The following is a 26,956-nucleotide window of genomic DNA, read 5'->3' as shown; positions in this document are numbered from 1 at the left end:
TCAGTTTCTTGCTTAGGGAAGAAAGGGGTTGGGCTTATAGCTGAAATTGTTGGTTGTTGGGCCGTTAATGGCTCAAAAGCAGAAACGCACAAGGAAAAAGAATCATTATTTTAAACCTCACTTTAGAAATATACATTGTTCTCATCATTTTAAAATAAAAGTTACGGGCTGATTCTTTTTAAGGTATATGCTAAATGAATCGTTAACAATTTCAATTCCTAAACCATCCAAGGTATTATTTCTTAAATCGGATGGATAAGCACGTTTAAATCCGCTGTTCGTTGGCAGTTTTACGGTGCACTTGCCATTTTCACCTGCCTGTTCCCATAAGCGAAGTACCGTGCCTTCTTCGTTGTTAAAAAAGGCTGTTAGCAGTACTCCACTTCGGTTTATGCTAATACCTTCTTGACTCAAAGGGTGTTCGCCAGCCTGTCCCTCAAAAAACACTCCCATTAATGGGGTTCTGGTATCTTCTGTTGGCGTAATCAGGGTAGTGGCTGAATTATATTTATCATAGCCCCAGATATACATTTTTGATGAGAATGAACCTTCGATCCATTCGGTAAAATTTGTTCCCCACTGGTTGTTGTATAGGTTTACAAAAACATTTCCGCTTCTAAACTTCTTTTCTCCTGTAAACCTCCACAAACCAGGTTCGTCAATACTAACAGCCGGCGACTCAGGGCAATTAAGAGCAACACCATTTCCTTTCTTACCATAAAGTGCCATAGAGGTGTTCAGGAAGAAATAATCGAAATTGGTATTCTTAACAAAATCGGTATTTGGGTCAACGATTCCTCCTGTGCGCAGCGCGCCATAATTTGGATTTTCTACATTAAAAGGAAAGGACAGCCATCCCGCTTCTGGCGTTGAGTTTGGCTTTTTGCCATCAACACCCCAGTTTACCTCAACATATGGTTGTTTTTCGTAGAGGGTGTAACTCACCAAATACTTTTGTTCATCGCTATCATTTAATTTCCCCCAAACGGTTGCTCGAACTGCATTTCCTATATTCTGAAATGTAAGCTTTTCGCAGGTGCCAAAGTATACATCATCGCCCTTTTTAGCATAGGGAGGACGGGTCATTTCCGGATTGGCCCAACCCTCATTACCTGGTTTTACATAGGCCTTGTTATAATGTGAGATTCTATCGAAACCCGGCTGTTCCATAAAATATCCTCCAAACCCATATTCGCTGTGAACAGCTACTAATTCAAGCTTGTTTTTTTTGTCGTATAAGGATACCAGAGTGCCTTTCTTTTTGTCTATTTTGAGTTTAAAAAAATTGTTTTCAAGTGTATTGTTTTTTTCATCGATAAAAACAGATTTTTCTACTTCGATGGGTTTCGTTATTGGAATGAAAGATTTATACCCTCCTGCCGGAACAGCATCCACATCAAAGGAGAAAAGGCTGCCGTCCTCATAAACAGGAATAATCTGCTCAGTCAATGCGTCTTTAAGAGCATAAATATTAAAGTTTTTACCATATACACCACCAAAAAACCGAACTCTGCCGCCACGTTCCCATGGCAAAGGATTATATACCACTATTCTTTTCCCTTCAACATTAACTGAAGCGGCAAGTTGTTTAAGCTGCTTACGCAATAACGGAGCAACGATTTTCTCTGCTTTGTGTATCCGGTTTCTTTTTTCAATCCAAGTTTCTTCAATATAGTCGTAATGCCCTAAGGACTTATTCAATTTAAACTCATCTCCATACTTCCAGCCCAGTTGATTGCCGTGCGACATTGCCGCACCAAAGGTGTGTTCATCGTACAACATTATATTTTCGGTTACATTTTTTATATGGCCTTCAATAGAGTCGGAACTCATACCCCAAACATTCATTTGCCTGCTTAATATTTCGGTATCATAAGCTTTTCTGTGTAATTTTTTCGCCATTTTGGTTTCCCTGGGATTCGACATAAAACCGTGAATCCAGGAATCGGGCATGTCGCCTTTCACCACAGGCAAATCAGGATTTTCCTTCATCAGCAAATCATGAAAATCGGAAAGACGCCCTATTTTTATGTTTGCATTGGGCATTTTTTCTTTCGCCTCTTTTAACAATTCAGCAACATATTCGGGCGATGGGGCACCTGTATTTTCGTGGGTATGAATCATAGCGAGCCATGTTTTGTACGGCCAGTCATTTGGGGGCATTATGCCTGAACCATAATACTCTGCCCAATAAAAAGTCAATAATTTTGATCCATCGGGACCTTGCCACCAGAAAAGTCTGGGTACGTCGGGTGATGTTGAACCAGAGTTGCAGCCAAAATGGATAAAATCTACTCCGGCGTTTTTCAACAAAGTGGGCAAAACATAAGAATGACTTGGCACATCGGTAAGTTTAGCATCTCGCGCTTCGGGCAGACCAAACCTTGCGTTAATTTGAGAAGTTGTACCCAGACGCCGTGCCAGATTTTCCAAATCGCTAGCCTCAGTTTCGGAGGTGACGGGAAGCGCGTGAGGAACAATTCTTCCACTTGCTACTGCATCTTCTAGTTGCGCTTTTTTATCTGCCGAACAGTTATCAAGCATGTACTTTAAGGGCCATCCCGGTATGGTCCAAACAAACTGTTCTTCTTTGGGTAAATGTGATGTAACCTCTAAAGAATGTAAAGTTTCATCAAGCATACTTCCGGTGTATTTCTGCAATACGCCTTCGGCCCAGTCAGTATACCCGATATCCACATGCATTTTAAATACTATTACAATATCGGTTACCTGATTACTCTCAGAACCATTGTCAACTTCAACCGCTGCAATTTGTGCGTTTGATTTAAACATAAACAACAATAATAATAGACTACTTCTGAATTTTTCCATATTTAAGATCAAAAATTTCATACTATTCAATTTGAATCAAGTAGTAAGAACAGATTGATGCAAACTGAGGGCAAACTAGGTTCAAATGTAAAATTTATCCGGTCTTGATTATGAAATGACATTTTCTAGTTATGAATGTATATTAACAAACATTCGGAAAAAGGAAATATTTCAATCCTATTTTAGGAGCCGGTACATTGGATTTTTTAGAAAATCAATTTATAATGAAAAAGTGGAAGTCGGTAGTTATCAAATTCCTTTTTCTTTTAAGTATAGAGACGGTGTTAATCCGTTATTGAGTTCTTTGAATTTGGAATTAAAATGTTGGGGGGTCGAAAATCCTGATTTTTGGGCAATGTAACCTATAGAGTAATGCTTGTTTTTCAATAACATTCTTTTTGCGTTGTTAATTCTATACTCATTTAAAAACACAAAAAAAGATTTTCCTGTTTTCTGTTTGAAAAGGCGACAGAAGGATGGCTTGGTTAAACAGGCCAAGTCTGCCATCTCTTGAAGGGAAATTTTATTTTCAATGTTTTTTCTGATATAATCGAATATTTGATTCATCATATCTGAATCTTTTGTACTTAGTTGGGGGGTGTAGCCTTGACTGGCCAAAATGATGTATTCCTTGGTTTCTGTAAGCTCAAATAATAGGTTAAATACGGCTACCCATTTTCGCAAACCTTTTCTTTTGTTGATGTCTAGCAATAATGGGGCAATTTTACTACTGGTCTTTTGGGGAAAGGCTATTCCCCTTTCTGCCAATTTAAAAAGTTGGGCTAAGGGTTCTAGTTCTTCTGCATCCTTAAAGATACCGTTCATAAAATCCAAAGGGAACTGTAGTGTAATCCTGCGACTTCTATTTGCGTTATCATCTAAATTTGTCTTTTTGTTGTCGTTGTTCATCCATATATGAGGCAAATTAGACCCTAGTAAGACCAGATCTCCTGCTTTAAAACTAGAGGTGTGGTCTCCAATGTAGCGAATTCCTTCGCTTTCAAGAATTAAGGTTAGTTCGTATTCTGGATGAAAATGCCAAGGATGGTCAAATACGGGTTTGTCGATATAAGTACACCTAAACGGTGTTTCTTTATCAAATATTATTTTGTAGAAGGAGGCTTTCATTTTACGGACTTTATTTTGCCTGTAATTTCGGTTAATTTGTTAACAAAAAAGAATAATAACTATGTTAATATACATTCAAAAAAGGATAAAAACAAGGAAAATGGAATCTGGTCGAAGTAGTAACTTGCAACTATTAACGACAGGGGTTGATATTTTTTGATTATGACAGGTGTAAGGGCCACTATTTAATCGCCGTATTTACTGGATTAAAATGTCTTCGTTAGTTTTTTAGAGCTGTTGGTTCTTCATGGATTTATATAAATAAGTAGTTAAAATTAAAATAACGTGCAAAATGAAAATAGGATTCGGATTATATAGTCATATGCTGAATGATGATTATTATAAAATGGCAAAACAATTGGGGGCAACCCATATAGTTGCGCATTTGACAGACTATTTCCATCAAAGTGATACGGGGGCGGAAGATCAGCCACTGGGAAATGTCAATAAAGGTTGGGGTATAGCAAAGGAAAGCCAAATTTGGTCTTATGAAGAATTAAAATCCTTAAAAGAAGATATGGCTTTTCACGGGCTAAAGCTAGAGGCATTGGAGAATTTTAGCCCCGGCTTTTGGCATGATGTTTTGTTGGACGGTCCTAAACGGGATGAACAAATTGCAAATTTAAAACAGTTGATCCGTAATATGGGCAAGGCCGGGATACCAATTATGGGATATAACTTCTCATTGGCAGGTGTTGCCGGTAGGACCATAGGTCCCTATGCCAGGGGAAACGCTTTATCTGTAGGACTGGAAGGATATTCAGAGGCCTTGCAAACTCCTATTCCCAATGGAATGGTATGGAATATGGTGTATGATACAAGTGCTCCTGCAGGAAATATAGACACTATTAGTCATGAGGAACTTATAAAGCGGTATCGGAATTTTGTCTCTGAAATGATACCGGTAGCAGAAGAAGTAGGGGTAAAATTGGCGGTGCATCCAGATGATCCGCCACTCAAAGAAGTGCGTAAACAGCCAAGATTGGGGTTTCATCCCGATCATTACAAAGAAGTTATGGAGTTTAACAATAGTCCAAACCATGTAATGGAACTATGTTTGGGAACTATAGCTGAAATGGTTGATTCGGACGTTTACGAGGCGTTGGAGTATTTTGCTAAAAACAATAAAATAGGGTATATACACATTAGAAATATAAAAGGAAAAGTACCTGATTATAAAGAGTCCTTTATTGATGATGGTGATATAGATATGGAGAGGATAATTGGAATTCTCAGAGAGAATAATTTTGAGGGCGTGCTTATTCCTGACCATGCCCCCCAGGTAACCAGTAAAGCTCCATGGGATGTAGGTATGGCTTTTGCTATGGGGTATTTAAAGGCATTGGTTGGTTCAGGTAAATAATACCTGAACCTTCATTTTGTTTAGAACCCGGGTTGATTTCCTATCCAAAATATGGGTGTATAATTTATCAAGCACTAGAATTAGAAGTATTCACGCACAATTTTGAAAGTCATCCTGAAAATAGTACATGATAAATAATTTAGTGGATTTAATAAAAATAGACGGAGTATGGAGCAATTATTCTATGTAGGGTCATATTCAAAACCGGGAGGTTACTTCCCGGCAAGAAGCACAGAGGGGTTAAGTTTGTGTTCTCTAAATAGTAATACTGGGGTATTATCTAAAATAAGAGGTTTTAAGGATATAGTTAATGCTACTTATTTGGGCAAATATGGTGATGGAATATTGCTTGTGGCTTCAGATGAATATTACGATCCAGGGAATGTTCTGTCCTTTGCTATTCAAAAGAATGGATCTTTGCAGTCCTTGTCGTTGCAGAGTGCCCATGGTGCGGCTACATGTCATTTAAGTGTTGGCGAAGTAACGGATCAGGTTTTCGTTGCCTCTTATTTAGACTCCATGATGTCTGTCCATGATATAAAAGAAGGGATACTATCTCCAGCTGAATATGTTTATCAATATCACGGGTATGGACCTAATAAAGAAAGGCAGGAAAAGTCCCATGCCCATTGCGCTGAAATTTCCCCGAATGGAAAATGGCTTTATGTCTGTGATTTGGGAAGTGATAAAATATGGTTACACGATACTAAAAACCTCACAGGTGTATTTACGGATGTAAAGGGGATTGGAGCTCCTATAGGTTATGGTCCCAGACATTTGGTATTCGGAAAATATGGCTCCAAAATATATGTTATTTGTGAGTTGAATGCCCATGTCCTTACGTATGAGCAAAACCAAGAAACAGGTATGTTGAAGCTGATAGATGACCAACCTACCCTTCCTGAAGATTTTTTGGGGGTTCCATCCGCTTCGGCTATCCGGATGCATCCCTCCAATAATACGCTTTATATATCCAACAGAACACATAATAGTATTACTGTTTTTTCCATAAATAAGTATAGTGGTTCATTGTCTATAGAAGACCGTTTCGATACAAATGGGAAGGAGCCTAGGGATTTCAATTTTGATCCAAGTGGAAAATGGTTGGTATGCGCAAATCAGGAATCGGATAATTTGGTTTCATTTGAACTGAATCCCTTGACAGGATTGCCGACCAAGAACATTAAATCTGTTTTGGAATGCGGAACACCAGTATGTGTACAATTTTAATATGAAAATCTAAGTATCAGATTTACATAGAATTTTTTAGATTGAAAACTTTAAATAGCAAATATAATGTTTAGTTTAAAACAAAGAATTGCCGTAGTAACAGGTGGCGGGGATGGAATAGGAAAGGCTATTTCCGAAAAATTGTCCAAAAAGGGAGCTGTTGTTTATATTTTGGATGTAAATGATGATACCGGAAAAAAAACAGCCTCAACAATAAGAGAAAATGGCTATCAGGCACATTTTTTGAAATGCGATGTATCTGACCAAAAACAGGTTAAAGGTTTAATCCAAGGTGTTTATGAGAAGGAAGGCAAATTAGATATATTGATTAACAATGCAGGCATAGCGCACATAGGAACGGCGGAAAACACTTCTGAGGAGGATTTTAATAGAATTGTTGGAGTGAATATTAATGGTGTTTATAATTGTGTACATGCATGTATTCCTTTAATGAAAAATACTGGTGGAGGTGTCATTATCAACATGGCTTCAGCTGCTTCTGTCATTGGATTACCGGACCGCTTCCTTTATTCTATGAGCAAAGGTGCGGTTACAACAATGACATACTCTATAGCTAGAGATTTTGTTAAAGATAATATTCGATGCAATTGCATCGCGCCTGGTAGGGTGCACACGCCCTTTGTGGATGGGTATTTAAAAAAACACTACCCTGGAGAGGAGGCCGAAATGTTCGAAAAATTATCAAAGACACAGCCGATAGGGCGAATGGGCAGCCCATCCGAGATTGCAACTTTGGTACTTTACCTATGCAGTGATGAAGCCTCATTCATTACAGGAAGTAATTACCCGATCGATGGAGGTTTCGTAACTCTTAATACTTAATTTTTAAATAATAATTGGATGCGCTTAGTAAGATTTGGAGAAAAAAATAATGAAAAGCCCGGGGTTTGGATCGACGGGGTAAGAAAGGATTGTTCTGCACATTTTGATGACTGGAACAAAGACTTTTTTAGCAATAATGGATTACAGGAATTACAGAAATTGTTAGACGATGGAAATACTGTATTTCCCGAAGTTCCTAGTAATATACGTTGGGGGGCTTGTGTTTCCAGGCCTAATATGATTCTCTGTGTTGGGCTGAACTATACGGACCACGCTATAGAAGCTGGAATGGAGATACCAACAGAGCCAGTCCTATTTATGAAGGCTACGAACACGCTTTGTGGTCCATATGATAACGTATCCATTCCTAAACTTAGTCAAAAAACCGATTGGGAAGTGGAATTGGCGATAGTGTTGAAAAAAGACTTAGTGTATTCCAATAATGAAGAAGAGGCTTTGCAAGCTATTGGGGGGTATTGTATTATGCACGATGTGTCCGAAAGGGAATTTCAGGTCGAAAGAGGAGGGCAGTGGGTCAAAGGTAAATCCTGTCCTGGTTTTAGTCCCGTTGGGCCTTATTTGGTGACGCCGGACGCTATTCCAGATGTTTTGAACCTCAATATGAACTTGACGGTAAATGGTGAAGAAATGCAAAATGGAAACACCAAGACGATGATATTCAAACCTTCATTTTTAATACACTATATTTCACAGTTTATGCAATTGGAGGCTGGAGATATAATAACCACTGGTACGCCCCCAGGTGTAGGTTTTGGAAAAACACCGGCAGTTTATCTTCGTCCAGGTGATGAAGTGGAGCTAACCATAGAACATTTAGGTCGTCAAAAACAGTTGTTTGTATAATAATTCCTTTCTGTAAAAACGAGCATAGAGATATAAACTTCGTCCTATTGAAAAATATATGAACCAAAATGAACTTATTGATTTTTTAATCGAGGAAAAATTTCTTAATTCTTCGTCGGTTAAAGTAAAGAGTTTGAGTGGAGGAGTTTCTTGTGAAATATTGCTAATTGATAATGGGGACAAGAAATTCGTACTCAAACGAGCGTTAGCAAAATTAAAAGTTAAAGATGAATGGTTCGCTGATGTAAATCGTAACCGTATTGAGCAAAAATATATAAAATATGTAGCTGATTTTTTGCCAGAAGCGGTCCCTAATATTTTATATACTAATCATGATCACTGTTTTTTTTGCATGGAAATGCTTGAAAACGGTTTGGAAAACTGGAAAGATCGGCTGTTAAAAAAACAGATCGATTTGGAGTATGCCAAAATAGCCGGTGGTATTATGGGCTCAATCCATAGTAAATCTGCTGGAGACCCTATTGTGGAACGGGATTTTGATACCTTGAACAATTTTAGTGAGTTGCGTATAGAGCCCTATTTAATTAAAACAGCCGAACTTCATCCGGAATTGAAAGATTACTTTTATGATGAAGCCAAGCGTTTGGCAGCTGTGAAAAAATGTCTTGTACACGGTGATTTTAGCCCCAAGAATATATTGGTAAGCCCTGAACGAGTCGTTTTACTTGATTGTGAAGTGGCTTGGTATGGAGACCCAATTTTTGATGTAGCTTTCTTTTTGAACCATTTTATTCTGAAAGCTTTGTATGCACCGGATAAAGGGGAAGAATTCGTGGAGCTTTCAAAAACCGCATTGAAAGCCTACCAACTACATTCCGGTAATATTTATGATCGAGAATTTGAACATTTAATGGTTCACTTGCTATTACTACTTATGATGGCACGGGTTGATGGTAAGTCTCCAGTAGAATATCTAAATGTGGAAAAACAACAAAAATTGAGAAAGTTTGTGTACCAAGAATTGAGTAATGGTACACGTCACTTTGAAACTTTGGTTGCCAGATGGCTGGAAGCAATAAAAGGATTTAATTAAAAACAAAAAAAATTATGAATATAAAGCAAATTGATGCCTACCAAATATATGATTCAAGGGGATATCCCACTCTAGAGGTTGAAGTCACTTTGGAAAATGGTATAAAGGGTTATGGATTGGTTCCCTCAGGAGCCTCTACCGGTCAATTTGAAGCACTTGAACTTAGGGACCATGATAAGAATAAATTCAGGGGGAAATCTGTATTTCAGGCTATATCTCACGTGAAGACAGAAATCGCTTCTGTTTTAATTGGGGACTCGGTGTTTGATCAAAGTGGTATTGACCAGAAAATGATAACACTGGACGGTACCGAAAACAAATCGCGTTTGGGTGCCAATGCTATTCTTGGGGTATCTATGGCAGTAGCAAATGCTGGGGCAAATGCAAAAGGAGTTCCTTTATATGAATATTTAGGTGATGGAAAAGGAAATTTAATTCCTCTCAATGAGATCCAAATTCTAGGAGGAGGAGCGCATGCCGACTGGGCTAATGATATTCAGGATTTTCTGGTAATCGCAATCGGGGCAAAAAGTTATGAAGAGTCACTTGAAATAACCCATAATGTATATCATGCCGCCGGTGAAGTAATGAAGGCTAGAGGGAAAAGATTAGGTATTGCTGACGAAGGGGGATGGTGGCCAGACTATAGGACAAATGAAGAACCCTTTGAAGTATTTTTGGAAGCCATCCAAATAGCAGGTTATGTACCCGGAGAGGATGTGGCTATTTCATTGGACATCGCTGCAAGCGATTTATATGATGGTACCCACTATAGTTTACCTTTAGATAAAAAGATATACACCCCTGACGAATTTTACGACCTTATGAAATCGTGGTGTGAAAAATATCCAATAATCTCTATAGAGGATCCCTTTGCAGATACCGATATAGCTAATTGGAAACGTTTTAAAACGGAGATGGGCACCAAGGTTCAGATAATAGGGGACGACCTGTTTACTACCAATATAACCCGAATTGAATACGGCATTAAACATGACCTGGCAAATTCAGTATTAATTAAACTGAATCAAATTGGATCCGTTACTGAAACAATTGAGGCCATACGTCTGACACAGAAGGTTGGTTGGTTGCCAGTTGTTTCTGCTAGGTCTGGTGAAACGGAAGATGCATTTATATCCCATTTGGCAGTAGCCACCAATGCGGGTCAACTAAAAGTTGGATCATTTGCTAGAAGTGAAAGAATGGTCAAGTGGAATGAAAATATTAGAATTCAGCGTCATTTAGGTGAGCGTGCCAAATTCATTGGGGCAGATATTTATCGGGCTATATTGGATTGAAATATTTAGAATAACAAAAAGTTTTGTCAAGTTTTATGGTCTTTTGGTCGATGATAATTATATAGGGGAAGGTGAATTTAGGTCAACTTTGGACACTAGGACTCTTTCCGCTGAACTTCGGTAAAATGTTTTTGCAAGTTTACCGAGTAGTTCTTGGTTTAGCGAGCTTTAATCGTTTCTATCACCACTTTCCAAGGGAAGCTAAATATCTATTGATAATATTACTTTGTTTTTGACGTGCCTAAATTTATATGGGTGGCATATTCATTTTTCAATAGTTGTAAATCGGTATGGTCAATATTTGTTTTCCAAGCATAAATTTGATCAGGAGAAATATTGGTCAATAAGTTTTTGATTCCTTCGTTGCTGATGCTGGTATGGTGTATAACAATAGTCTTTAATTGTTTAAGTCCAGTCAAATTATTTAAAGTTAGGTCAGTAATATTTGTTTTGTTAAGTTTTAAAGTAACCAAATTTTGCATATTTTTCAAAGCATTTGTCATGTCATCCGATAGATCTGTGTTTCCCAAATCAAGTTCAACAATTTGGTCCTTGAGTTGTATTAAACTATTTATTCCATCATCAGGGAGTTTTTTATTCTTATATGTTATCCATAGCCCACCGTTTTTTGGGGTAAGTTTTCGAATTGTAAATCCTTTGGCAATAACGGCAGTTATAGCTTCTTCAGAGGCTTCTTTTATCAATATTTCGTCAATGATTAAATAGTCTTTTAAATAGTTGTTAAGGGTATCATTTTTTGGAAGTGAAGCAACTTTATCATCTCTGTCATCCGATGTATTGATCCAGTATTTAATAAGCCATAGCTCTTTCTTTGTAAGTTGTGGTTTTCCTTCTGGAGGCATATGATTATCATCTGTTATGGGGAGCGTACATAATTCAAATAACAAGCTTTCGTGCGCATTGTGTTTTTCGATAGCCATACCAGAATCTCCTCCCAATAGTAAATTGTGTTTTGAAACTAATGAGAGACCACCTTTTTTCTTTGTTGTATTGTGACATTCAATACACTTGTTATCAAAAATTTTATGCACAACATTATCATATAGTTTTAGGCTATCTATATTGGTTATAGGCTTTTCTATTTCCGGGGACTCCATGAATTCGGTCAAAAAATCGGAACCATGTGTTAGCACACTACCATAATGTCCAGCCACGCTAATAGCACAAATAGTTACTATAAACAAGGGTAAAAAAAGTACGCTAGGGCGTTTGCTTTTGGAGGTGCTTACAGCAAACAACAGGGTAATTAGGACTGCTGTAAGAATACCGACCCATAAATGAATATCCAAGGTTTGTTCGGTATACCCACCTTCCAATGATAAAATATATCCAAAAATACAGGCAAGGATAGAAAAGAAAGAAGAAAAACCTAGGGCAATAGTAATGATGTTTTTAGGATATTCACCTTTTAGACGGCTTAACACATATAGAAAAAAGGTTAGGATTAGGGCTCCAATAGGCAAGTGTAAAACCAAAGGATGTAATCGACCTAAAGAAGGAATTATCTTATTGGCAAGATCCTCATTGGTCAACAATATGATTAACAATATTATTATTGCAGCTGGAAGGGTATAATATTTTATATTCCTTTTGTTCATTGAATGCAAATTTTTAAATAGGGTTTAGTTTTTTTGGTTGATCAAATTAAAGTTTGGATTGTGAATTATATTAAACTACCAGGTTGAGTGTTGCTACATTTTGTATTTTGAAATTTAGCAGGGAGAGTAAAAATATATATACTTAAAAATACATCGATATTCACCGCAGTTCGAGATAACGATATGTTGGAAACTTTGATGTAAAAAGCGAAATTTTTTCAATTTAATTCGAAATTAATTCCAATTCCCTTATTGTATTGGTGTTATGTACTGGCCTAACAACTTTAAAGTGCCAAGCAAAATAGGTTTTTGTATATGCCCCCCCCCCCTCTAAATTGTATGGCCATAGTGGTTTTATGAAGACTTTTTCTTTTGTAAATACAAGCTCCGTTAAGTAAGGATATCTTGCACAACATGTCCGCTAACATCAGTTAACCGGAATCTACGTCCTTGATGTTTGTACGTTAATTTTGTGTGGTCTATTCCCATTTGATGCATTATAGTTGCTTGAATGTCATGAACATGAACCGGATCTCTGGTAACGTTGTATCCAAAATCGTCGGTTTCTCCATAAGTAAACCCTGGTTTTACACCTCCCCCTGCCATAAACATGGTAAAACATTTTGGGTGATGATCCCGTCCATAATTTGTTTGGGTCATTGTGCCTTGGCAATAATTGGTTCTTCCAAATTCTCCTCCCCAGATTACTAGGGTATCATCTAGCAACCCTCTTTGTTTTAGGTCTTGTATTAGGGCCGCAGTAGCTTGATCCACGTCTTTTGATTGGTTGGTGATGTCTCCGGGCAGGTCACCGTGCTGATCCCAACCCATGTGATAGAGCTGAATAAACCTAACATCTCTTTCGGCAAGTCTTCTGGCCAATAAACAATTAGCGGCATAAGTACCTGGGCGTCTGGAATCTTCTCCGTACATATCAAAAATGTAGTCTGGTTCGTCTTCAACATTCATTGTTTCTGGTACTGAAGTTTGCATACGGTAAGCCATTTCATATTGTGCAACCCTACTGCCTATCTCTGGATCGCCAAATTCAGCTTCTTGTTTCATATTTAGTTCGCTAATATGATCTAACATTAAGCGTCTATCCGTTTTGCTGATTCCTTCTGGGTTTTTAAGGTATAAAACAGGGTCTTTACCCGATCTAAATTGTACGCCTTGATGAAGTGAACTTAAAAATCCATTTCCCCAAAGTCTGGAGTACAAAGGTTGTGCTACCGGACGCCCAGTACCTCTTGATAAAAGTACCGAAAACGTTGGTAGATTGTCATTTAAACTACCTAGCCCATAACTAAACCACGAGCCCATGCTTGGTCTCCCGGTTTGCTGGGAACCGGTTTGGAAAAATGTTATTGCCGGGTCGTGATTAATGGCTTCTGTGTGTACCGATTTTACAAAGCACAGGTCATCTACAATTTTAGCGGTATGGGGCATAAGTTCACTCACCCAAGCTCTTGATTGTCCATATTGATCAAACTTAAATTGACTGCCTACTAATGGAAATCTGTCTTGGCCAGCGGTCATTCCAGTTAGTCGTTGACCTTGTCTAACAGAATCTGGCAAATCTTCTCCCCTCATTTTGCTCAGGAGGGGTTTATAATCAAAAAGCTCAAGTTGTGAGGGACCGCCACTTTGAAATAGATATATAACACGTTTGGCCTTTGGTGCAAAATGAAGTGCTTTTGCAGGTAAGATGTTCTGAGCTACACTTTTATGACCTCCAGCTAAAGATAGAGGGTCAATCATGGAGGCTACAGCGAGCCCTCCGAGTCCCACGCCCATTTTTTTTATAAATTGACGCCTATTGTTATTCAGAAAATGTTTAGTGATTTCATCCATAATGTTACCCTTTAATTATTGATTCATCAAGATTGAAAATTAGGCTGATCAAATTGGTATATGCCCTCAAATCTTTAGAAGTAGTGTTCTGTGCTTCTGCCTTTTTGGCAATGTCATGATCCTGATTATCATCTGTACTGTTATTCCTTGTTTCGTGTAAATAGTTTTGGAGTCGATTGATCTCCTGTTCTTCGGGAAAACGAGAGGTTATTTTTCTGAAGATATATTTTATTCTGTCAGCTTCGTTCATAGAAGTATTGTTCAGTACTTTGTTGGCAAGGTTTTTAGATGCTTCCATTAACTGGGGGTCGTTCATCATGACCAAAGCCTGTAAAGGTGTACTTGTTTTTTGGCGTTTTACCTCGCATAAGTCCCTTGTGGGCGAATCAAATATTAACATAGCAGGAGGAGGTACCGTTCGTTTCCAAAATGTATATAGACTTCTTCTAAATCCATTTTCTCCTGTGTCCGGAATATATTTAAGAAGTAAACCTTCTACCCCAGAGGATGTTTCTTCCCACAAACCCTCTGGTTGGTATGGCTTCACACTTGGTCCCCCTATTTTTTTGACCAATAAGTCGCTTACCGCAAGCATGTTATCCCTAATCATTTCCGAGGTAAGTTTACTACGAGAGCTGCGTGCTAATAATTTATTATAAGGGTCTCTTCTTAATAACTCAGAACTTACTTTAGATGTTTGGCGGTATGTACTCGACAAGACCATTCGCTTATACAATTTTTTCATATCCCAACCCTCTTCTCTAAAGGTGATTGCCAACCAATCTAGAAGCTCTGGATGTGAGGGCAATGCTCCTTGATTTCCAAAATCATCGGATGTAGATACTATGCCCACACCAAAAATCTGTTGCCACATCCTATTTACTGCTACCCTGGCCGTTAATGGATTATCTTCTTTGAAAAGCCATTGTGCCAAGCCCAATCTGTTCTTGGGGTATTGATCCGTGAAAGGCAAAACACTTTTTGGAGTGTGCGGTATAATTTCTTCTTCTTTATTGGGAGCGTCATAAACGCCTCTATTTAATAGATAAGTTTTACGGTCTGCTGCGTCATCTCTCATTACCATTAATCCTAGTTTTGAAATAGAATCCGGCATATTTATAAAGGCTAGTGTTTGATCAATTTCCTTTTGGGTAATTTCGATTTTAGGCTCAGGAATTTCTTTAAATTCAATAACTCCTTTTTCATTTACCTTATTGAAAAAACTGTAGAAACCAAAAAACTCTTTTTGGGAAATGGGATCGTATTTATGATCATGACAACGAGCGCACTCCATGGTTAAGCCCAAAAAGGCTTTGGCGGTTGTACTCGTTCTATCCATTACGTATTCTACGCGATACTCTTCGTCTATGACTCCACCTTCTTGGGTAATCTTATGATTTCTGTTAAATCCTGTGGCTACAATTTGCTCTAAGGTTGAATTTGGCAATAAATCTCCTGCAATTTGCCAGGTTACAAATTCGTCGTAGGGTATATTTCTATTAAAGGCACTAATTACCCAGTCTCTCCAAGGCCACATAGTCCGCTCATAATCTTCTTGGTAGCCATGGGTGTCTCCATACCTTGACAAGTCTAACCAGTTGGCCGCCATCCTTTCACCGTATGCAGTAGATTCCAATAACCTATCCACTACCTTTTCATAGGCGTTGGAGCTGGTGTCCGATAAAAAAGCATCTAAGTCTTCAATTGATGGGGGAAGACCAGTCAGGTCAAAATATAGCTTCCTAATTAATTTTTCCTTTTTGGCTTCGTGCGATGGTTCCAATCCCTCCAATTCCAAGCGCTTTGATATAAAATAGTCAATCTCATTTGTAGCCCAATCGGGATTATGTATTTTTGGAAGGCTTATTGGTTTAGGCGGTTCAAACGCCCAATGTTCTTTCCATTGAGCCCCTTGCTCTATCCATTTGTTCAGTAACTTTTTCTCATATTCTGTAAGTGTAAGATTGGACGAGGTAGGGGGCATTATTTTTTCTGAATCAGTCTCGTTGATGCGTGATATCAGTTGACTATTTTCCGGATTTCCCGGAACTATAGCATGTTTATCCAAATTTTTACCTATGGCAGCAAAAGCTCCTTCTTGTGTGTCCAAACGCAAACCACCTTCTCTTGTACCTTCATCTGGCCCATGACATAAAAAGCATCTATCTGAGAGTATGGGTTTTATGTGAAAAATAAAATCTACGCTATCAGGTAGTTTGGCCGGTGTGATTATCTCTTCGCTATCCACATTGGACCCTGATTGATTTATTGCCACATACTCGTTTTTATAGCTCTTGGTACTGTATTTAACGGCCAAAAGAATAATAAACGGGATTGCGAAGTATGGTAACCAACTTATGGTGCTTTTGGAATTAAATTTTATTTTCATTAATATGAGTTTATAATGACATATAGACAATGTAATCTATAATAGTTGCTTTCTTAATTTATGTTTTGTTTCACAAATATTTTACGGGTGCTTAATCCAATGTCCACTTTTTAGGGTTAAATTTCTAGTTTTTTGGCTGTCTCCATGCTAAAGTGGGGAATCAAATAGTCGTTCGGGTCTTCAACTTTTGTATGTTGTCCTTAAGACGTTTAGTATCAATAATTTTTCTATTTAGAAAGCACTGGGCCATATCGAAATAAGACAGAAGAACCGGCGGCATATTGAAACAGAAACAGTACGAATTTAAGTGATTATTACGCTTTAATTTTAAGTGTCATTTTCAGATTTTGAAAGTATATTAACCAAAGTTGAATTCGAAGAATTTCTCGGTCGTATATTTTATTGTCTTTTTGCTTTGAACCTTATTTTCATCTATAAAGGGCAGACCCATTTGGTTGATATTTTAATTTATTTTTTCCGTAGAAATCATTAGCCCGAACCTACATTAATTGTACAGCCGCTACCGTACTGAAATTCATAAACTATTTGGCGCGAGTGGGAGCTTAAAAAGAAGTGCCCATTTGTCACTTGGGCGTCTATAAAATGAATGGATTTGTGGAGTACACTAAATAAGGGTTTAATTTTTTTAAAAACCAAACCCCTTATTTTATTGTCCAGCATATTTGCTTAGCTTGTATAATTAATCTACCGGAGGATTGTTTCGCAATCCCCAGTTTTTATTTGGTGTATTTCCTAACCAAATTTCCAATTCCCCCCCTGCGGCGAATTGTTCGTGATAAAACCAAAAATTGTCCAGCTTTTCCCCATTTAGTGTTGCTTTTTGGATATAGCAATTTTCTTTGGAGTTGTTATGGGTTTTAATAACAAATTCTTTTCCTTTATAATATTGGTTGTCTAGCCCAATGGTCACTTTATCAAAAACGGGGGCCGTAATTTCATAGTAAGGTTTCGTGGACTCCGTTCCAACGATATTAAATAGGCCAATAGACATTAGAGCACTCACACCACCCATTTGGCCCTGATCCTCATCATGTCCCCCCCCAGCCTAAATCAGGGGTAATGCCACCGTATGCTTTTTCATTTACCTGTCGTACCCAATATTGTGTAAGCCATGGAGCATCGGCATAGCTAAATACATGGGCATTTGAACAACCTGGCTGGTTGGCATAACTAACATAACCTTTTCCATAGCTGTATACAAAATCACTTTTTTCTCCTTGTTCAAAGGCTTCGTTCAGTTTATTCTGCAACTCTGTATTACCACCCATCAATGAAGCCAATCCCGCAATGTCATGTGATACTCCCCAAGTTGCTTGCCAGGCGTTGGCCTCTACATAGCCCCAGTTCTCCAAGGGGTCGGTAGTAGTAAATTCTCCTTTGTGATTTTTGGGAAATAATAGTTTTTGATTTGGTTCATAACAGTTTTTCCAAGACTTTGACCTTGCCCAGAAGTAATCGAAATCATCGGTCCTGCCAAGTTTCTTGGCCATTTGGGCGGCCCCCCAATCCTGAAAAGCGGCTTCAATATTGATTCCTGCGTTGTTTGGCCACCAACCATTATCAATGTAAAACTTAAGGTCATGGGCAAAAAATTCGCCTCCTCCCATCATGCCTCCGGGTAGATGATTCTTCTTTATCTGTTCAAAAGCGTTTTCGGGATCGGTCTTTGTTAAGATATCTTTCATAAAAGTACTTACGATTAAATTGGTGGCTGGAGACCCGGTCATAATATAGGAGTACCCACCACCAGACGGACCTCGCGGAAGTAAACCGCCATTGTTGGAATAGGCGACCATAGAAGAGGCCATATCATCTTGTATCTCGGGCCAAGCCAATCCCCACAAGACATTTAAATTCCATTGTGTTAACCACCAGGCATCTGAATTGTACATGTTGTGTTTCACTTTTCCCTCGGCATCCTTCCCTGGATTTCTTACTTTAAAATTCGCTTCAGTGGTGAATCCATCTGTCAAGTTTCCTGTGGATTTTGTTACACCAGTAGTCCTGTCGGGATAGTCCCCATTTACATCGTTTATACGGTGGCGGCCCAATAGTACATGCCATAAGTCGGTATAAAACTTGATGCGTTGGGCAACACTTCCCCCCTCAACTTTTATTTTGCCCAACCATGCGTTCCATATATCTTGACTGTCATTTCTTACCCTTTCAAAATCCCAGTTGCTGCACTCCGTGTTAAGATTGTTACGGGCATTCTCAATACTTGTGTACGAAATGGCAATCTTCATTTTTACTTCATCCCCGGCTTTGGCATTGTATAACATGGTGGTTCCGGCACTATCTCCGCCTTCCAGCATGGAAATGTTTTTCAGCACTTTTTCACCATCCCAACCATCTAGAGACGTCCATTTTTTATCTACTTGAACCACAAAATAGATCTTAACGTCCTTGGGTCCTACATTGTAAGCCCTATCTACCGAACTAACCGAGCCTTCAAATTCTGAATGACCAGTTCTTTTGATTTTGGGGTTGGTCATTCTACTGTTACCTAAAAGCCCGCCTAAGGATAGTAATAGTTGTGCTTCTGTATCTTTTGTCCAACGAAATTTGTAAAAACTTACTCGGTCGGTAGCGGTTTGTTCCACCCAGACATTGCTTTTGGGTAAATGAACACGATGATAGCCCGGTTGCACAATTTCATCATCATGCTTAAAGGGTGACTTCCATTCATCCTCGCCTTTACGGGGATCGATACTGGCCAAAGTGGGCATTAAGTTTAGTCCAGATAATGTCCAGGCATGTATCTGTGGAAAACCTAGAATTTCTTTTGATTTATGAGCGTAACCTCCTCCGCTGTTATTCCAGTTTATGGTCATTGGTGCAGCACTTACAACCCCATAGGGACGTTGACCGGTAATAAATAGAAAAAAGCGGCCTCTATTGGTTTCTATATATGGGTCTACCCATTCTACGGGCTCCTTATATTGATTGGCGGAAGGATACACTTCAATTTCTGAAAGCCCTATATTTTTCCCTAAGCCTTTATTTGCATTAAAGCGGACATAACTTGTGTTTTTTTCTTCAAATTCAATGGCTTTTGCCGATCCGTCGGTTGGTAATTCCACATCTATAGTGCTACCATCACTAAACTCTAACTTTCCATATAGAATTCTGTTGGTTTCGGAGGGGGAATTAAAAATAACTATTTTATCCACTAATTGTGGTTTGTCCCAGCTTAACATTATCCAGGCGTCATTTCCTTTAGCCATCCAGTTGCCTTTACCGTCAATAGAGATAATACCGTCATTAATATTGTCATGAGCATGCCTTTTATCCAACTGTGAAGAGGAAGATACTTTTGCTTTGGAGGCAATGCTAAACGGTCTGGCAAAAATTAACTGGGCGTTAAAAAGTACTGTGAAAAGTACGAGGTAAATCTTTAAATTTTTCATTGATTCAATAAAAATAGGTGTTAAAATAATTCTATTTAAGATTATTGCTAAAAGTTCATGTTAATATGTTTAAACATATGTAAATATATCTAAATGTTTAGAATTTTTTGTATTATTAGTAGATTAAATTCTAAAATCGCAATAATCGGTAAATAGTATTGAATAATTTACATAAGATTTGTTTAGGCATTTTTTAGTTGTTCAGCAAGTATCAAATTTCGTAAAGGTTAGTGATGGCTGGTTACATTTAGCTGTAGATCTGCGGACAATGTCAGAAATTAGGACAATATTATTTTTAATGCTCCATAGGGGGCATTGTGTTTTGCGGGGATAAAGTGTTTAGCTATAATTTTTAACTTACATTCAGGTTAAATGAATATTTTGAAGCACAATTGGGGAGATGGATAGATCAAGGGTTAATGTCATTTTAAAGGGATTTGTATTTATTCTTGCTTTTTTTGTGGTTTCCTGCGCAACTAGAAAAAAAGTGAATCCTTTAAATACTGAAAATCGCGATAAGCTTCGCGAAGTAACCAAGGCACCATATTTTGACGATTTGGTAATTGTTGATAGCCTTGGGGTAACTGGTGCGGATGGGGTAATTTCCTTTCCTTTAAATGATAACATGTCTATATTTATGATGGGTGATTCTTTTTTGACACCTGTCCGAAATAAGAAAAGGGATGTCAATAGCCCCATGATCAATAATACTTTTATTACTTTGAATAGGAGGGAAGGGGCCCATAATGCATTTTATCAAGGGACTATAAACAATCCTGACTCCTTTCTTAATCCGATTAATGGCCATAAGGATGAATATTATTGGCCTGGTCACGGTTTTCAAAGTAATGGGAAGTTACATGTTTTCATGTCTCGTTTTTTACATGGTGATGGGGCTTGGGGTTTTAAATTTTTTGGAACGGACTATATAACCATGGACGCTAAGACTTTTAAGGTTATTTCGCAACAGGATTTTCCGTATTCAATTCAAAATCATGTACATTATGGACATTCGGTAATTAACATGGGGAATTATACTTATATCTATGGCGCATGGAGTTACAAGGACTCGACCGCCCTCCATGTAGCAAGGGGGAAACTTAACAGTAATACCGATTTACTAGATTCTTTTGAATTTTTCGATGGGAAAGGCTGGACTGCCGATCCAATTCCTAGCAGACCTTTAAAAGGTATCGGGCAACCGATTCCAGAACAATTTTCAGTGTTTAAGTATGGGAATCTTTTTATTTTGATTCTACAAGCGAGGGAATTGGGCAATGGGAATATTTATTCCTATACATCTAATACGCCGACTGGCCCTTGGCGCAATGAGAGATTACTTTACCATACTACGGAACAAGATAACGTAAAGGATGAGGTATTCACGTACAATGCCATGGCACACCCACAGTACATAACTGACAATAAATTATTGGTGTCCTATTGCGTAAATAGTTTTGACGTTTCAAAAATAAATAAAGTAAACACGGACTACTATCGTCCAAAATTCATTTGGGTACCCATGGAAATGATTTTGGAATAAAAGCCTTTGGTTGGCTTACTTTTATTTACCGCTACAAGGTGGCAATAAAAAAGAAGTCCGCCTTAAAATTGCTTCTAGACGGACTCTTCCTAACTAACTCAAATCACTAATAGTATGAAAATTAGTGATGCCTTCAATTCCATTTATTAACCACAGGCAATAATGTGATTGATCAAAATCGCTTTAATGGATCAGGAATTACAATATTTTCAGTAATTGTAGATAATCATTGTTCTTTGCAAATAGAATGCCAGTACTTCCGTTGGCCAAGCGTAATTTTTTGACTGATTTGACTTCTCCCTTAATCATTAAGCCAGTTTCATAGGGCATGGTGCTTGTTAGTCCGCCATTTCCGTCTCCTAATAAAAGTCCCCCGTAGCCAGCATCCCCTCTTGGGGTTTCAACCTCCGATCCATATAGGTTTCCGGCATAAATGACGTCTAGATTACCATCTTTATTAATATCATGGGTTGCCATAGAGTTTATTGGGGCAATTTGTGCCAAATTATCTAATGGGTGAAACTTAAATTTCCCATTTCCAATATTTTCAACGTAACTATGGGCAAAACTCTTTATTTCGTAGTGTGTGGATTTTTGCAAATGTTCAGTTGAATATATCTCTTCAAGACTAGCAGTAGCAAAGGAATGGTAATCTTTGAATTTGGTTTTGATTGCAGGAATCTGTTGTGAGGAGCATTCTCTGCCACGTACAGGTATCTGGGTGCCTTTTTCTATTTTGCTTAGTACAATATCATTTTTTCCATTGTTGTCATAATCATAGGTGTAGAGGCTAAAAGGTTCATCTTCATGGGCTTGGTATTTGTAATTTTCACCTAAATTGCCCATAATAAAATCAATATCTCCGTCCTTGTCAAAATCACAGCTAGTCATTCCAAACCACCAACCAGTGGTATTCGCAAACCCGGCCGAATCACTTTTGTTTACAAACTTTCCATTTATATTTTTAAGATATGTTATGCCCATCCATTCACCTATAAGTACTAAGTCTTTTTTGTCATCCCCATCAATGTCTATCCATTCTGCCTTGGTCACCATTCCTAAATTTAGAAGTGCTGGAGCTACTTCCTCGGTAACATCCACAAATTTGACTCCCTCTTTATTGCTATCATTCCTAAGAATATAACTTTTTGGAGCAGTGGGATAGTTTCTTGGGGTAATCCTTCCACCTACAAACAGGTCCAAATCGCCATCATTGTCGTAATCTGCAGTAATTACAGTGGAACCACTTGTTGTCATATTAGGTAAGGCCGAAGATTGTTTTTCAAATTTTCCGTATCCTTTATTGAGGTAAAACCTATCTTGGTAGTACTCGTGTCCTTCCCTGTATTCATTGCCGCCGCATACTACATATAGGTCTAAAAAACCGTCCCCGTTGGCATCAAAAAAAATTGCGCTGACATCTTCTTGACCCTTGTCCTGCTCCCATAGGTCGGTCATTATTTTCGAAAAAGTTCCATTTTTACTTTGCCGAAACATTGCACTGGTAGACCTATTGGCTCCTCCTACATAAAGATCATCCAGGCCGTCATTATCAATATCCCCTACAGCTAGAGCTGGACCATATTCTGATATTTTATGCGGTAATAGCACCTGAAAACTAAAATCGTCAAAATTGTTTTCCTCATGTTTGTATTGCAGCCCTACTTTTTTGGTTATATCTTCAAAATAGGATATTTCCTTATTTGGTTCTGTGCTTGACTTAGGGTTTGAAGCATTTATATAGTTAACCGTTAAGAGTTGATTTGCACTGATATCATTTAATATTTCTTCTTTGCCGTCTTGCCACAACACTTTTACTTTTTTAATATTTTCTTTTGTACCAACACCAAAATGCGCTATAGGTTCTACGGAAGATTGGAAACCTCTGGACAAGGTCATTTCTTGAAATTGAGTTTTGCCATTATCCTCAAGCCATATTTTGCAACCTAATCCAAACGCATTGGTTTTAGGTCCTTCAAATTTTATTCTTAAATAATTATTTGTCTTATTATCAGATGTTTTATTTTCATAAACTACACTTGCGTCATCCAAATTATTCAACACCAAATCCAAATCTCCATCATTGTCCAGATCAGCATAAGCAACGCCATTTGAAAATCCATTATAGTTTACGCCCCATTCTTTCGAAACATTCACAAAAGTTAAATCGCCATTATTTTTAAAGGCAAAATTATCTATTTTTTCAGATGGTATTTTTAAGGTAAGATCTAATGGGTTTTTATTTTTAAGATTTTGAAGTGCATCACTTCTGAAATAATCACTATTGTTTATATCCCTTCGTACTCCATTGGTCACATAAATATCCTTTAAACCATCATTATCAAAATCTGCAAATATCGAGGCCCAACTCCAATCGGTAGAAGAAACGCCAGCTAATTTGGCGATATCTCCAAAATGAGGGAGGCCAAGTGTATCATTTCCTATGTTCATTTGCAAAGTGTTTATGGAGTATTGGTAATGCATTTCATGATCCACCATTTTATAGAATCTTTCGGGATCCATGCTATCCATATTTTCCTTTGCTCTTCGGTGGCTTTTGGGCATCATATCCACTTGGTATAAATCTAATAATCCGTCATTGTTAAAGTCCGCTACGTCAGTGCCCATTCCGAAATAAGAGGTATGGTTGGTCAAATTTAGGTTTTGGTCTGTAAAGGTGCCATCTTTATTATTGATCAAAAAATAATCTGGGGTACTGAAATCATTTGAAACATAGATATCTGGCCAGCCATCTTGGTTATAGTCCCCAACAGAAACGCCTAAAGACAACCCATATTTGTTTAAGCCTAATTGTTGTGTTACATCGGTAAATTTATTATTACCATCATTTCTATATAAGCGATCGCTCTTGTCATAAGGTGCATTATAGCGAAAATTTAAAAAAGTGCTTATACTAGTTCTTGAACTGACAAGAGGGTAATTAACGACATATAAGTCTTGATCGCCATCCAAATCATAATCAAAAAACACGGCTTGAGTACTATTTCCTGTATCTGCTACTCCATATTCTTCTGCGGCTTCTGTAAAGGTTGGTATTTCACCATGTTTTGCATCATTAATAAAAAGTAAATTTTTAGTTGTAGTCCATTTTCCGGACACGCTAACGTATATATCCAGCCAACCATCTTCATTGGCATCACCCATAGTTACTCCGGTAACCCATCGATCATCTCCTCCAACATTTGCTTGTTGTGTAATATCTTCAAATCTTAAATCTCCTTTATTCAAATAGAGCTTATTCTCAGTCATGTTCCCTGTAAAATAAATATCCGGTAAGCCATCGTTGTTGAGATCACCAATGGCAACGCCTCCACCCATATAGATATACATATACTCAAAATAATTTATGGAATCATTCTCTTGAAGTAGGTTGGCGAAATGTATTCCGGAATCCGCAGCGCTTATTTTCTCAAATAATTTCTTATCAGGCCGGTTTTTAAATTCCGAACAAGAAATATTGAAAAAAAAGAATGGCAAAAACACACAAACATATATGTATTTACACCAAATTAGTTTCAAAGATTTATCCATTATTATAGTAATTTTCACCTTTAAGTAATCTTAATTTTTAAAGCACCGATATATAAATATCGGCGCTTTAATATATAAACCACAATTAATAATGGCCTATTGGTAACCTGGGTTTTGCTCAATTCCAGTTCTATTAATTTCATCCCTAGGGATGGGCAATAAATAGTAATAATCACCTGGCCACGGCTCCCTTTGTTCAACAATAGGGCCATATTCAAAGCTAAGTTTTCCTCCGTCCGACCAGTCTTTAGTAACCGATTTTAAACCATTAACTGGATTGATATCAATGTTTCCGGGACCTGCTTTCCATCGCAATAAATCCCAGAATCTATGGTCTTCCAAAGCAAGCTCAACAGCTCTTTCATTTCTATAAACCTTTATCAATTCTGCTCCAGTTGCAGTAATTGGAGGCATGTTGACCGATGGTCTTGACCTTACCATATTAATATAAGTTCTGGCCTCGTCTTCATTGCCCAAGGCTATTTGTATTTCTGCATAATTAAGATACATTTCGGCTAACCTTATAAACGTGCTAACATTATTGTATTCATATTGAGTGTCAGCTCTAGGACCATTAAAATCCAACAATTTATTAAAAATATAACCTGTTTGAACATTCCAATGAAATGGTGTACGTCCTTCTACCCAATATGATCTTGAGTCGCGACCAAAGTCATATAGTACCTGGCCATTTATGGGGTCGACCTCAGTAGGGTTCTCATTTGGAATGTTGGGATTTGCATCTTCCCAATACTCATAGGTCCTTTGGGTACTTCTACCACCATCTACTAGGTTTACCGGAGCATCAGGATATAGGATGTTAAAATAAAACCTTGGGTCCCTGTTTACAAACGGATTCTGGGGATCATGACCGGAAGCCGGGTTTAAAGTAAAGTTTTCATCCAAATAAGGATATTCTCCATTCGTCATTTGGTGCATATTAACAAAGCGTTGTGTAGGAACTTGTTTTTGTTGGGCATCAAAACCGGCTGGCCAAAAATCGTAATTATAGCCCCAAGCAATACCGAAGGCAACAGATTCAGTTCCATTTTGTATGGTATACTCGCGCCCAAAAATCACTTCATCCGTCTTTATAGGTTTTCTTTGAATTGCTTCATGGTCGGGATGCAAACTATAGCCCAAAGCGAAAACTGCTTCATGAGCTGCTTCCGCTGCCTGCCACTTTGATATGTCGTTGGAGGGATTGTTCAAAGGGCTGGCCATATACATTAATAATCTTGCTTTTAAAGCCAAGGCAGCACCTTGGCTAGCCCTTCCGGTTTGCATATCTTCTCCTGCCAAAAGTTGGGCACTTCTGTCCAATTCGTCCAATACAAATTGCGCAACTTCAGCATACGTGGCTCTTGTAACAGGGGTAGACTCAGATTCCTCCAAAGCCACTGATGTGGTCAACAAAGGTACGCCACCAAAGTGACGTAATAGTTCAAAATATATATACGCCCTTTGAAACGCAGACTCTCCTGTTAAAACTCTTAACCTGTCCTCGTTCAACTCTGTACTACCTTCTGTGTTTTCAAAGAATACATTTATTCTTCTTATATATTCATAAGAGTTTTTCCATAAATGCGAATTGCCATTGTTATCTATGACCCTGGTCAAGTTCTCGACCACATCGGGAGTAAGATTGCCTTCCCTATAAGATACAGCTGAAGAACTGTATTGTATGGTCTGATCTTGAAAGGTAGCAATATCTGTTAGGCCTTCGTAGCCTCCGGCGTCCGGGTTAAAGTGTTGGCGAATACCTCTGTAATTGCCATTAACATAATTTGTCAGAAACACTTCGTCTGTAAAAACAGCGGTTTCACTGATACGGTCCAATGGCGTTAATTCAAGTATATCATCATTACAAGAATTTAGACCAATCGTTACACTTGATAAAAGTGTTAGAGCTAAAAATGTCCTCGTACTTTTAATTAAATTTTTCATATCTCGTTT

General features: G+C 38.0%; 15 protein-coding genes and 1 pseudogene. 7 read left to right on the top strand and 9 right to left on the bottom strand.

Annotated features, from left to right (window positions below):
• Window positions 1-144: 144 nt before the first annotated feature.
• A complete protein-coding gene (locus tag BUA60_RS00215; protein ID WP_143153098.1) occupies window positions 145-2,853 on the bottom strand; it encodes a glycoside hydrolase family 38 N-terminal domain-containing protein in 2,709 nt (902 codons plus the stop codon).
• A 228-nt stretch (window positions 2,854-3,081) separates the two neighbouring features.
• Entirely contained in the window at window positions 3,082-3,960 is an 879-nt protein-coding gene (locus tag BUA60_RS00210) for an AraC family transcriptional regulator (RefSeq protein WP_072859759.1), read from the bottom strand.
• 292 nt (window positions 3,961-4,252) lie between these two features.
• On the opposite strand from BUA60_RS00210, the gene BUA60_RS00205 reads away from it, so the two are divergent.
• From BUA60_RS00205 to eno, 6 genes are all read left to right on the top strand, one after another.
• Window positions 4,253-5,323 carry a mannonate dehydratase gene (locus BUA60_RS00205; protein ID WP_072859758.1) on the top strand — a complete coding sequence of 357 codons (1,071 nt, stop codon included), beginning with the start codon at window positions 4,253-4,255 and terminating at the stop codon, window positions 5,321-5,323.
• A gap of 168 nt (window positions 5,324-5,491) precedes the next feature.
• Complete coding sequence (locus BUA60_RS00200; RefSeq protein WP_072859757.1) at window positions 5,492-6,553, top strand: lactonase family protein; 1,062 nt, start codon at window positions 5,492-5,494, stop codon at window positions 6,551-6,553.
• A 66-nt stretch (window positions 6,554-6,619) separates the two neighbouring features.
• On the top strand, window positions 6,620-7,396 hold the full coding sequence (locus tag BUA60_RS00195; protein ID WP_072859756.1) for an SDR family NAD(P)-dependent oxidoreductase: 777 nt from the start codon (window positions 6,620-6,622) through the stop codon (window positions 7,394-7,396).
• Between the two features lie 18 nt (window positions 7,397-7,414).
• Window positions 7,415-8,260, top strand: coding sequence for a fumarylacetoacetate hydrolase family protein (locus tag BUA60_RS00190; RefSeq protein WP_072859755.1), 846 nt, complete (start codon window positions 7,415-7,417; stop codon window positions 8,258-8,260).
• 58 nt (window positions 8,261-8,318) lie between these two features.
• Complete coding sequence (locus BUA60_RS00185; protein ID WP_072859754.1) at window positions 8,319-9,314, top strand: phosphotransferase family protein; 996 nt, start codon at window positions 8,319-8,321, stop codon at window positions 9,312-9,314.
• Window positions 9,315-9,328: 14 nt separating this feature from the next.
• Window positions 9,329-10,612: a phosphopyruvate hydratase gene (gene eno, locus BUA60_RS00180; protein WP_072859753.1), complete on the top strand. Its 1,284-nt coding sequence runs from the start codon at window positions 9,329-9,331 to the stop codon at window positions 10,610-10,612.
• A 221-nt stretch (window positions 10,613-10,833) separates the two neighbouring features.
• Here the strand turns inward: eno and BUA60_RS00175 are convergent, their stop codons facing one another.
• The 5 genes and pseudogenes from BUA60_RS00175 to BUA60_RS00160 form a co-directional block, all read right to left on the bottom strand.
• Window positions 10,834-12,231, bottom strand: a complete 1,398-nt coding sequence (locus BUA60_RS00175; RefSeq protein WP_072859752.1) for a c-type cytochrome domain-containing protein — start codon at window positions 12,229-12,231, stop codon at window positions 10,834-10,836.
• Between the two features lie 390 nt (window positions 12,232-12,621).
• On the bottom strand, window positions 12,622-14,085 hold the full coding sequence (locus tag BUA60_RS00170) for a DUF1501 domain-containing protein (protein WP_072859751.1): 1,464 nt from the start codon (window positions 14,083-14,085) through the stop codon (window positions 12,622-12,624).
• Window positions 14,086-14,089: 4 nt separating this feature from the next.
• Window positions 14,090-16,474, bottom strand: coding sequence for a PSD1 and planctomycete cytochrome C domain-containing protein (locus BUA60_RS00165; RefSeq protein WP_072859750.1), 2,385 nt, complete (start codon window positions 16,472-16,474; stop codon window positions 14,090-14,092).
• A 700-nt stretch (window positions 16,475-17,174) separates the two neighbouring features.
• Window positions 17,175-17,513, bottom strand: a pseudogene (locus tag BUA60_RS23360) (glycoside hydrolase domain-containing protein); the annotation flags it as partial.
• 10 nt (window positions 17,514-17,523) lie between these two features.
• The gene (locus BUA60_RS00160; RefSeq protein ID WP_218587875.1) at window positions 17,524-19,905 is read right to left on the bottom strand and encodes a glycoside hydrolase domain-containing protein; all 2,382 of its coding nucleotides are present in this window, start codon (window positions 19,903-19,905) and stop codon (window positions 17,524-17,526) included.
• 400 nt (window positions 19,906-20,305) lie between these two features.
• On the opposite strand from BUA60_RS00160, the gene BUA60_RS00155 reads away from it, so the two are divergent.
• Complete coding sequence (locus BUA60_RS00155; protein ID WP_072859749.1) at window positions 20,306-21,448, top strand: DUF4185 domain-containing protein; 1,143 nt, start codon at window positions 20,306-20,308, stop codon at window positions 21,446-21,448.
• 198 nt (window positions 21,449-21,646) lie between these two features.
• On the opposite strand, the gene BUA60_RS00150 is transcribed toward BUA60_RS00155, so the two are convergent.
• Window positions 21,647-25,000, bottom strand: coding sequence for a VCBS repeat-containing protein (locus BUA60_RS00150; protein ID WP_143153097.1), 3,354 nt, complete (start codon window positions 24,998-25,000; stop codon window positions 21,647-21,649).
• A 96-nt stretch (window positions 25,001-25,096) separates the two neighbouring features.
• Window positions 25,097-26,947 carry a RagB/SusD family nutrient uptake outer membrane protein gene (locus BUA60_RS00145; RefSeq protein ID WP_072859748.1) on the bottom strand — a complete coding sequence of 617 codons (1,851 nt, stop codon included), beginning with the start codon at window positions 26,945-26,947 and terminating at the stop codon, window positions 25,097-25,099.
• Between the last annotated feature and the right edge of the window lie 9 nt (window positions 26,948-26,956).

Origin of the sequence: Arenibacter palladensis (assembly GCF_900129275.1) — a bacterium.
Classification (GTDB): domain Bacteria; phylum Bacteroidota; class Bacteroidia; order Flavobacteriales; family Flavobacteriaceae; genus Arenibacter; species Arenibacter palladensis.
Note: the sequence above shows the minus strand (reverse complement) of the source record. Positions and strands in the feature narration are given on the sequence as shown.

Bases quoted from the DNA above. Each gene is read 5' to 3' on its own strand.
- BUA60_RS00200 (WP_072859757.1), top strand. From the start codon at position 5,492: ATGGAGCAATTATTCTATGTAGGGTCATATTCAAAACCGGGAGGTTAC.
- BUA60_RS00210 (WP_072859759.1), bottom strand. From the start codon at position 3,960: ATGAAAGCCTCCTTCTACAAAATAATATTTGATAAAGAAACACCGTTT.
- BUA60_RS00190 (WP_072859755.1), top strand. From the start codon at position 7,415: ATGCGCTTAGTAAGATTTGGAGAAAAAAATAATGAAAAGCCCGGGGTT.
- BUA60_RS00160 (WP_218587875.1), bottom strand. From the start codon at position 19,905: ATGAAAAATTTAAAGATTTACCTCGTACTTTTCACAGTACTTTTTAAC.
- BUA60_RS00205 (WP_072859758.1), top strand. From the start codon at position 4,253: ATGAAAATAGGATTCGGATTATATAGTCATATGCTGAATGATGATTAT.
- BUA60_RS00215 (WP_143153098.1), bottom strand. From the start codon at position 2,853: ATGAAATTTTTGATCTTAAATATGGAAAAATTCAGAAGTAGTCTATTA.
- BUA60_RS00165 (WP_072859750.1), bottom strand. From the start codon at position 16,474: ATGAAAATAAAATTTAATTCCAAAAGCACCATAAGTTGGTTACCATAC.
- BUA60_RS00150 (WP_143153097.1), bottom strand. From the start codon at position 25,000: ATGGATAAATCTTTGAAACTAATTTGGTGTAAATACATATATGTTTGT.
- BUA60_RS00170 (WP_072859751.1), bottom strand. From the start codon at position 14,085: ATGGATGAAATCACTAAACATTTTCTGAATAACAATAGGCGTCAATTT.
- BUA60_RS00185 (WP_072859754.1), top strand. From the start codon at position 8,319: ATGAACCAAAATGAACTTATTGATTTTTTAATCGAGGAAAAATTTCTT.
- BUA60_RS00155 (WP_072859749.1), top strand. From the start codon at position 20,306: ATGGATAGATCAAGGGTTAATGTCATTTTAAAGGGATTTGTATTTATT.
- BUA60_RS00195 (WP_072859756.1), top strand. From the start codon at position 6,620: ATGTTTAGTTTAAAACAAAGAATTGCCGTAGTAACAGGTGGCGGGGAT.
- eno (WP_072859753.1), top strand. From the start codon at position 9,329: ATGAATATAAAGCAAATTGATGCCTACCAAATATATGATTCAAGGGGA.
- BUA60_RS00145 (WP_072859748.1), bottom strand. From the start codon at position 26,947: ATGAAAAATTTAATTAAAAGTACGAGGACATTTTTAGCTCTAACACTT.
- BUA60_RS00175 (WP_072859752.1), bottom strand. From the start codon at position 12,231: ATGAACAAAAGGAATATAAAATATTATACCCTTCCAGCTGCAATAATA.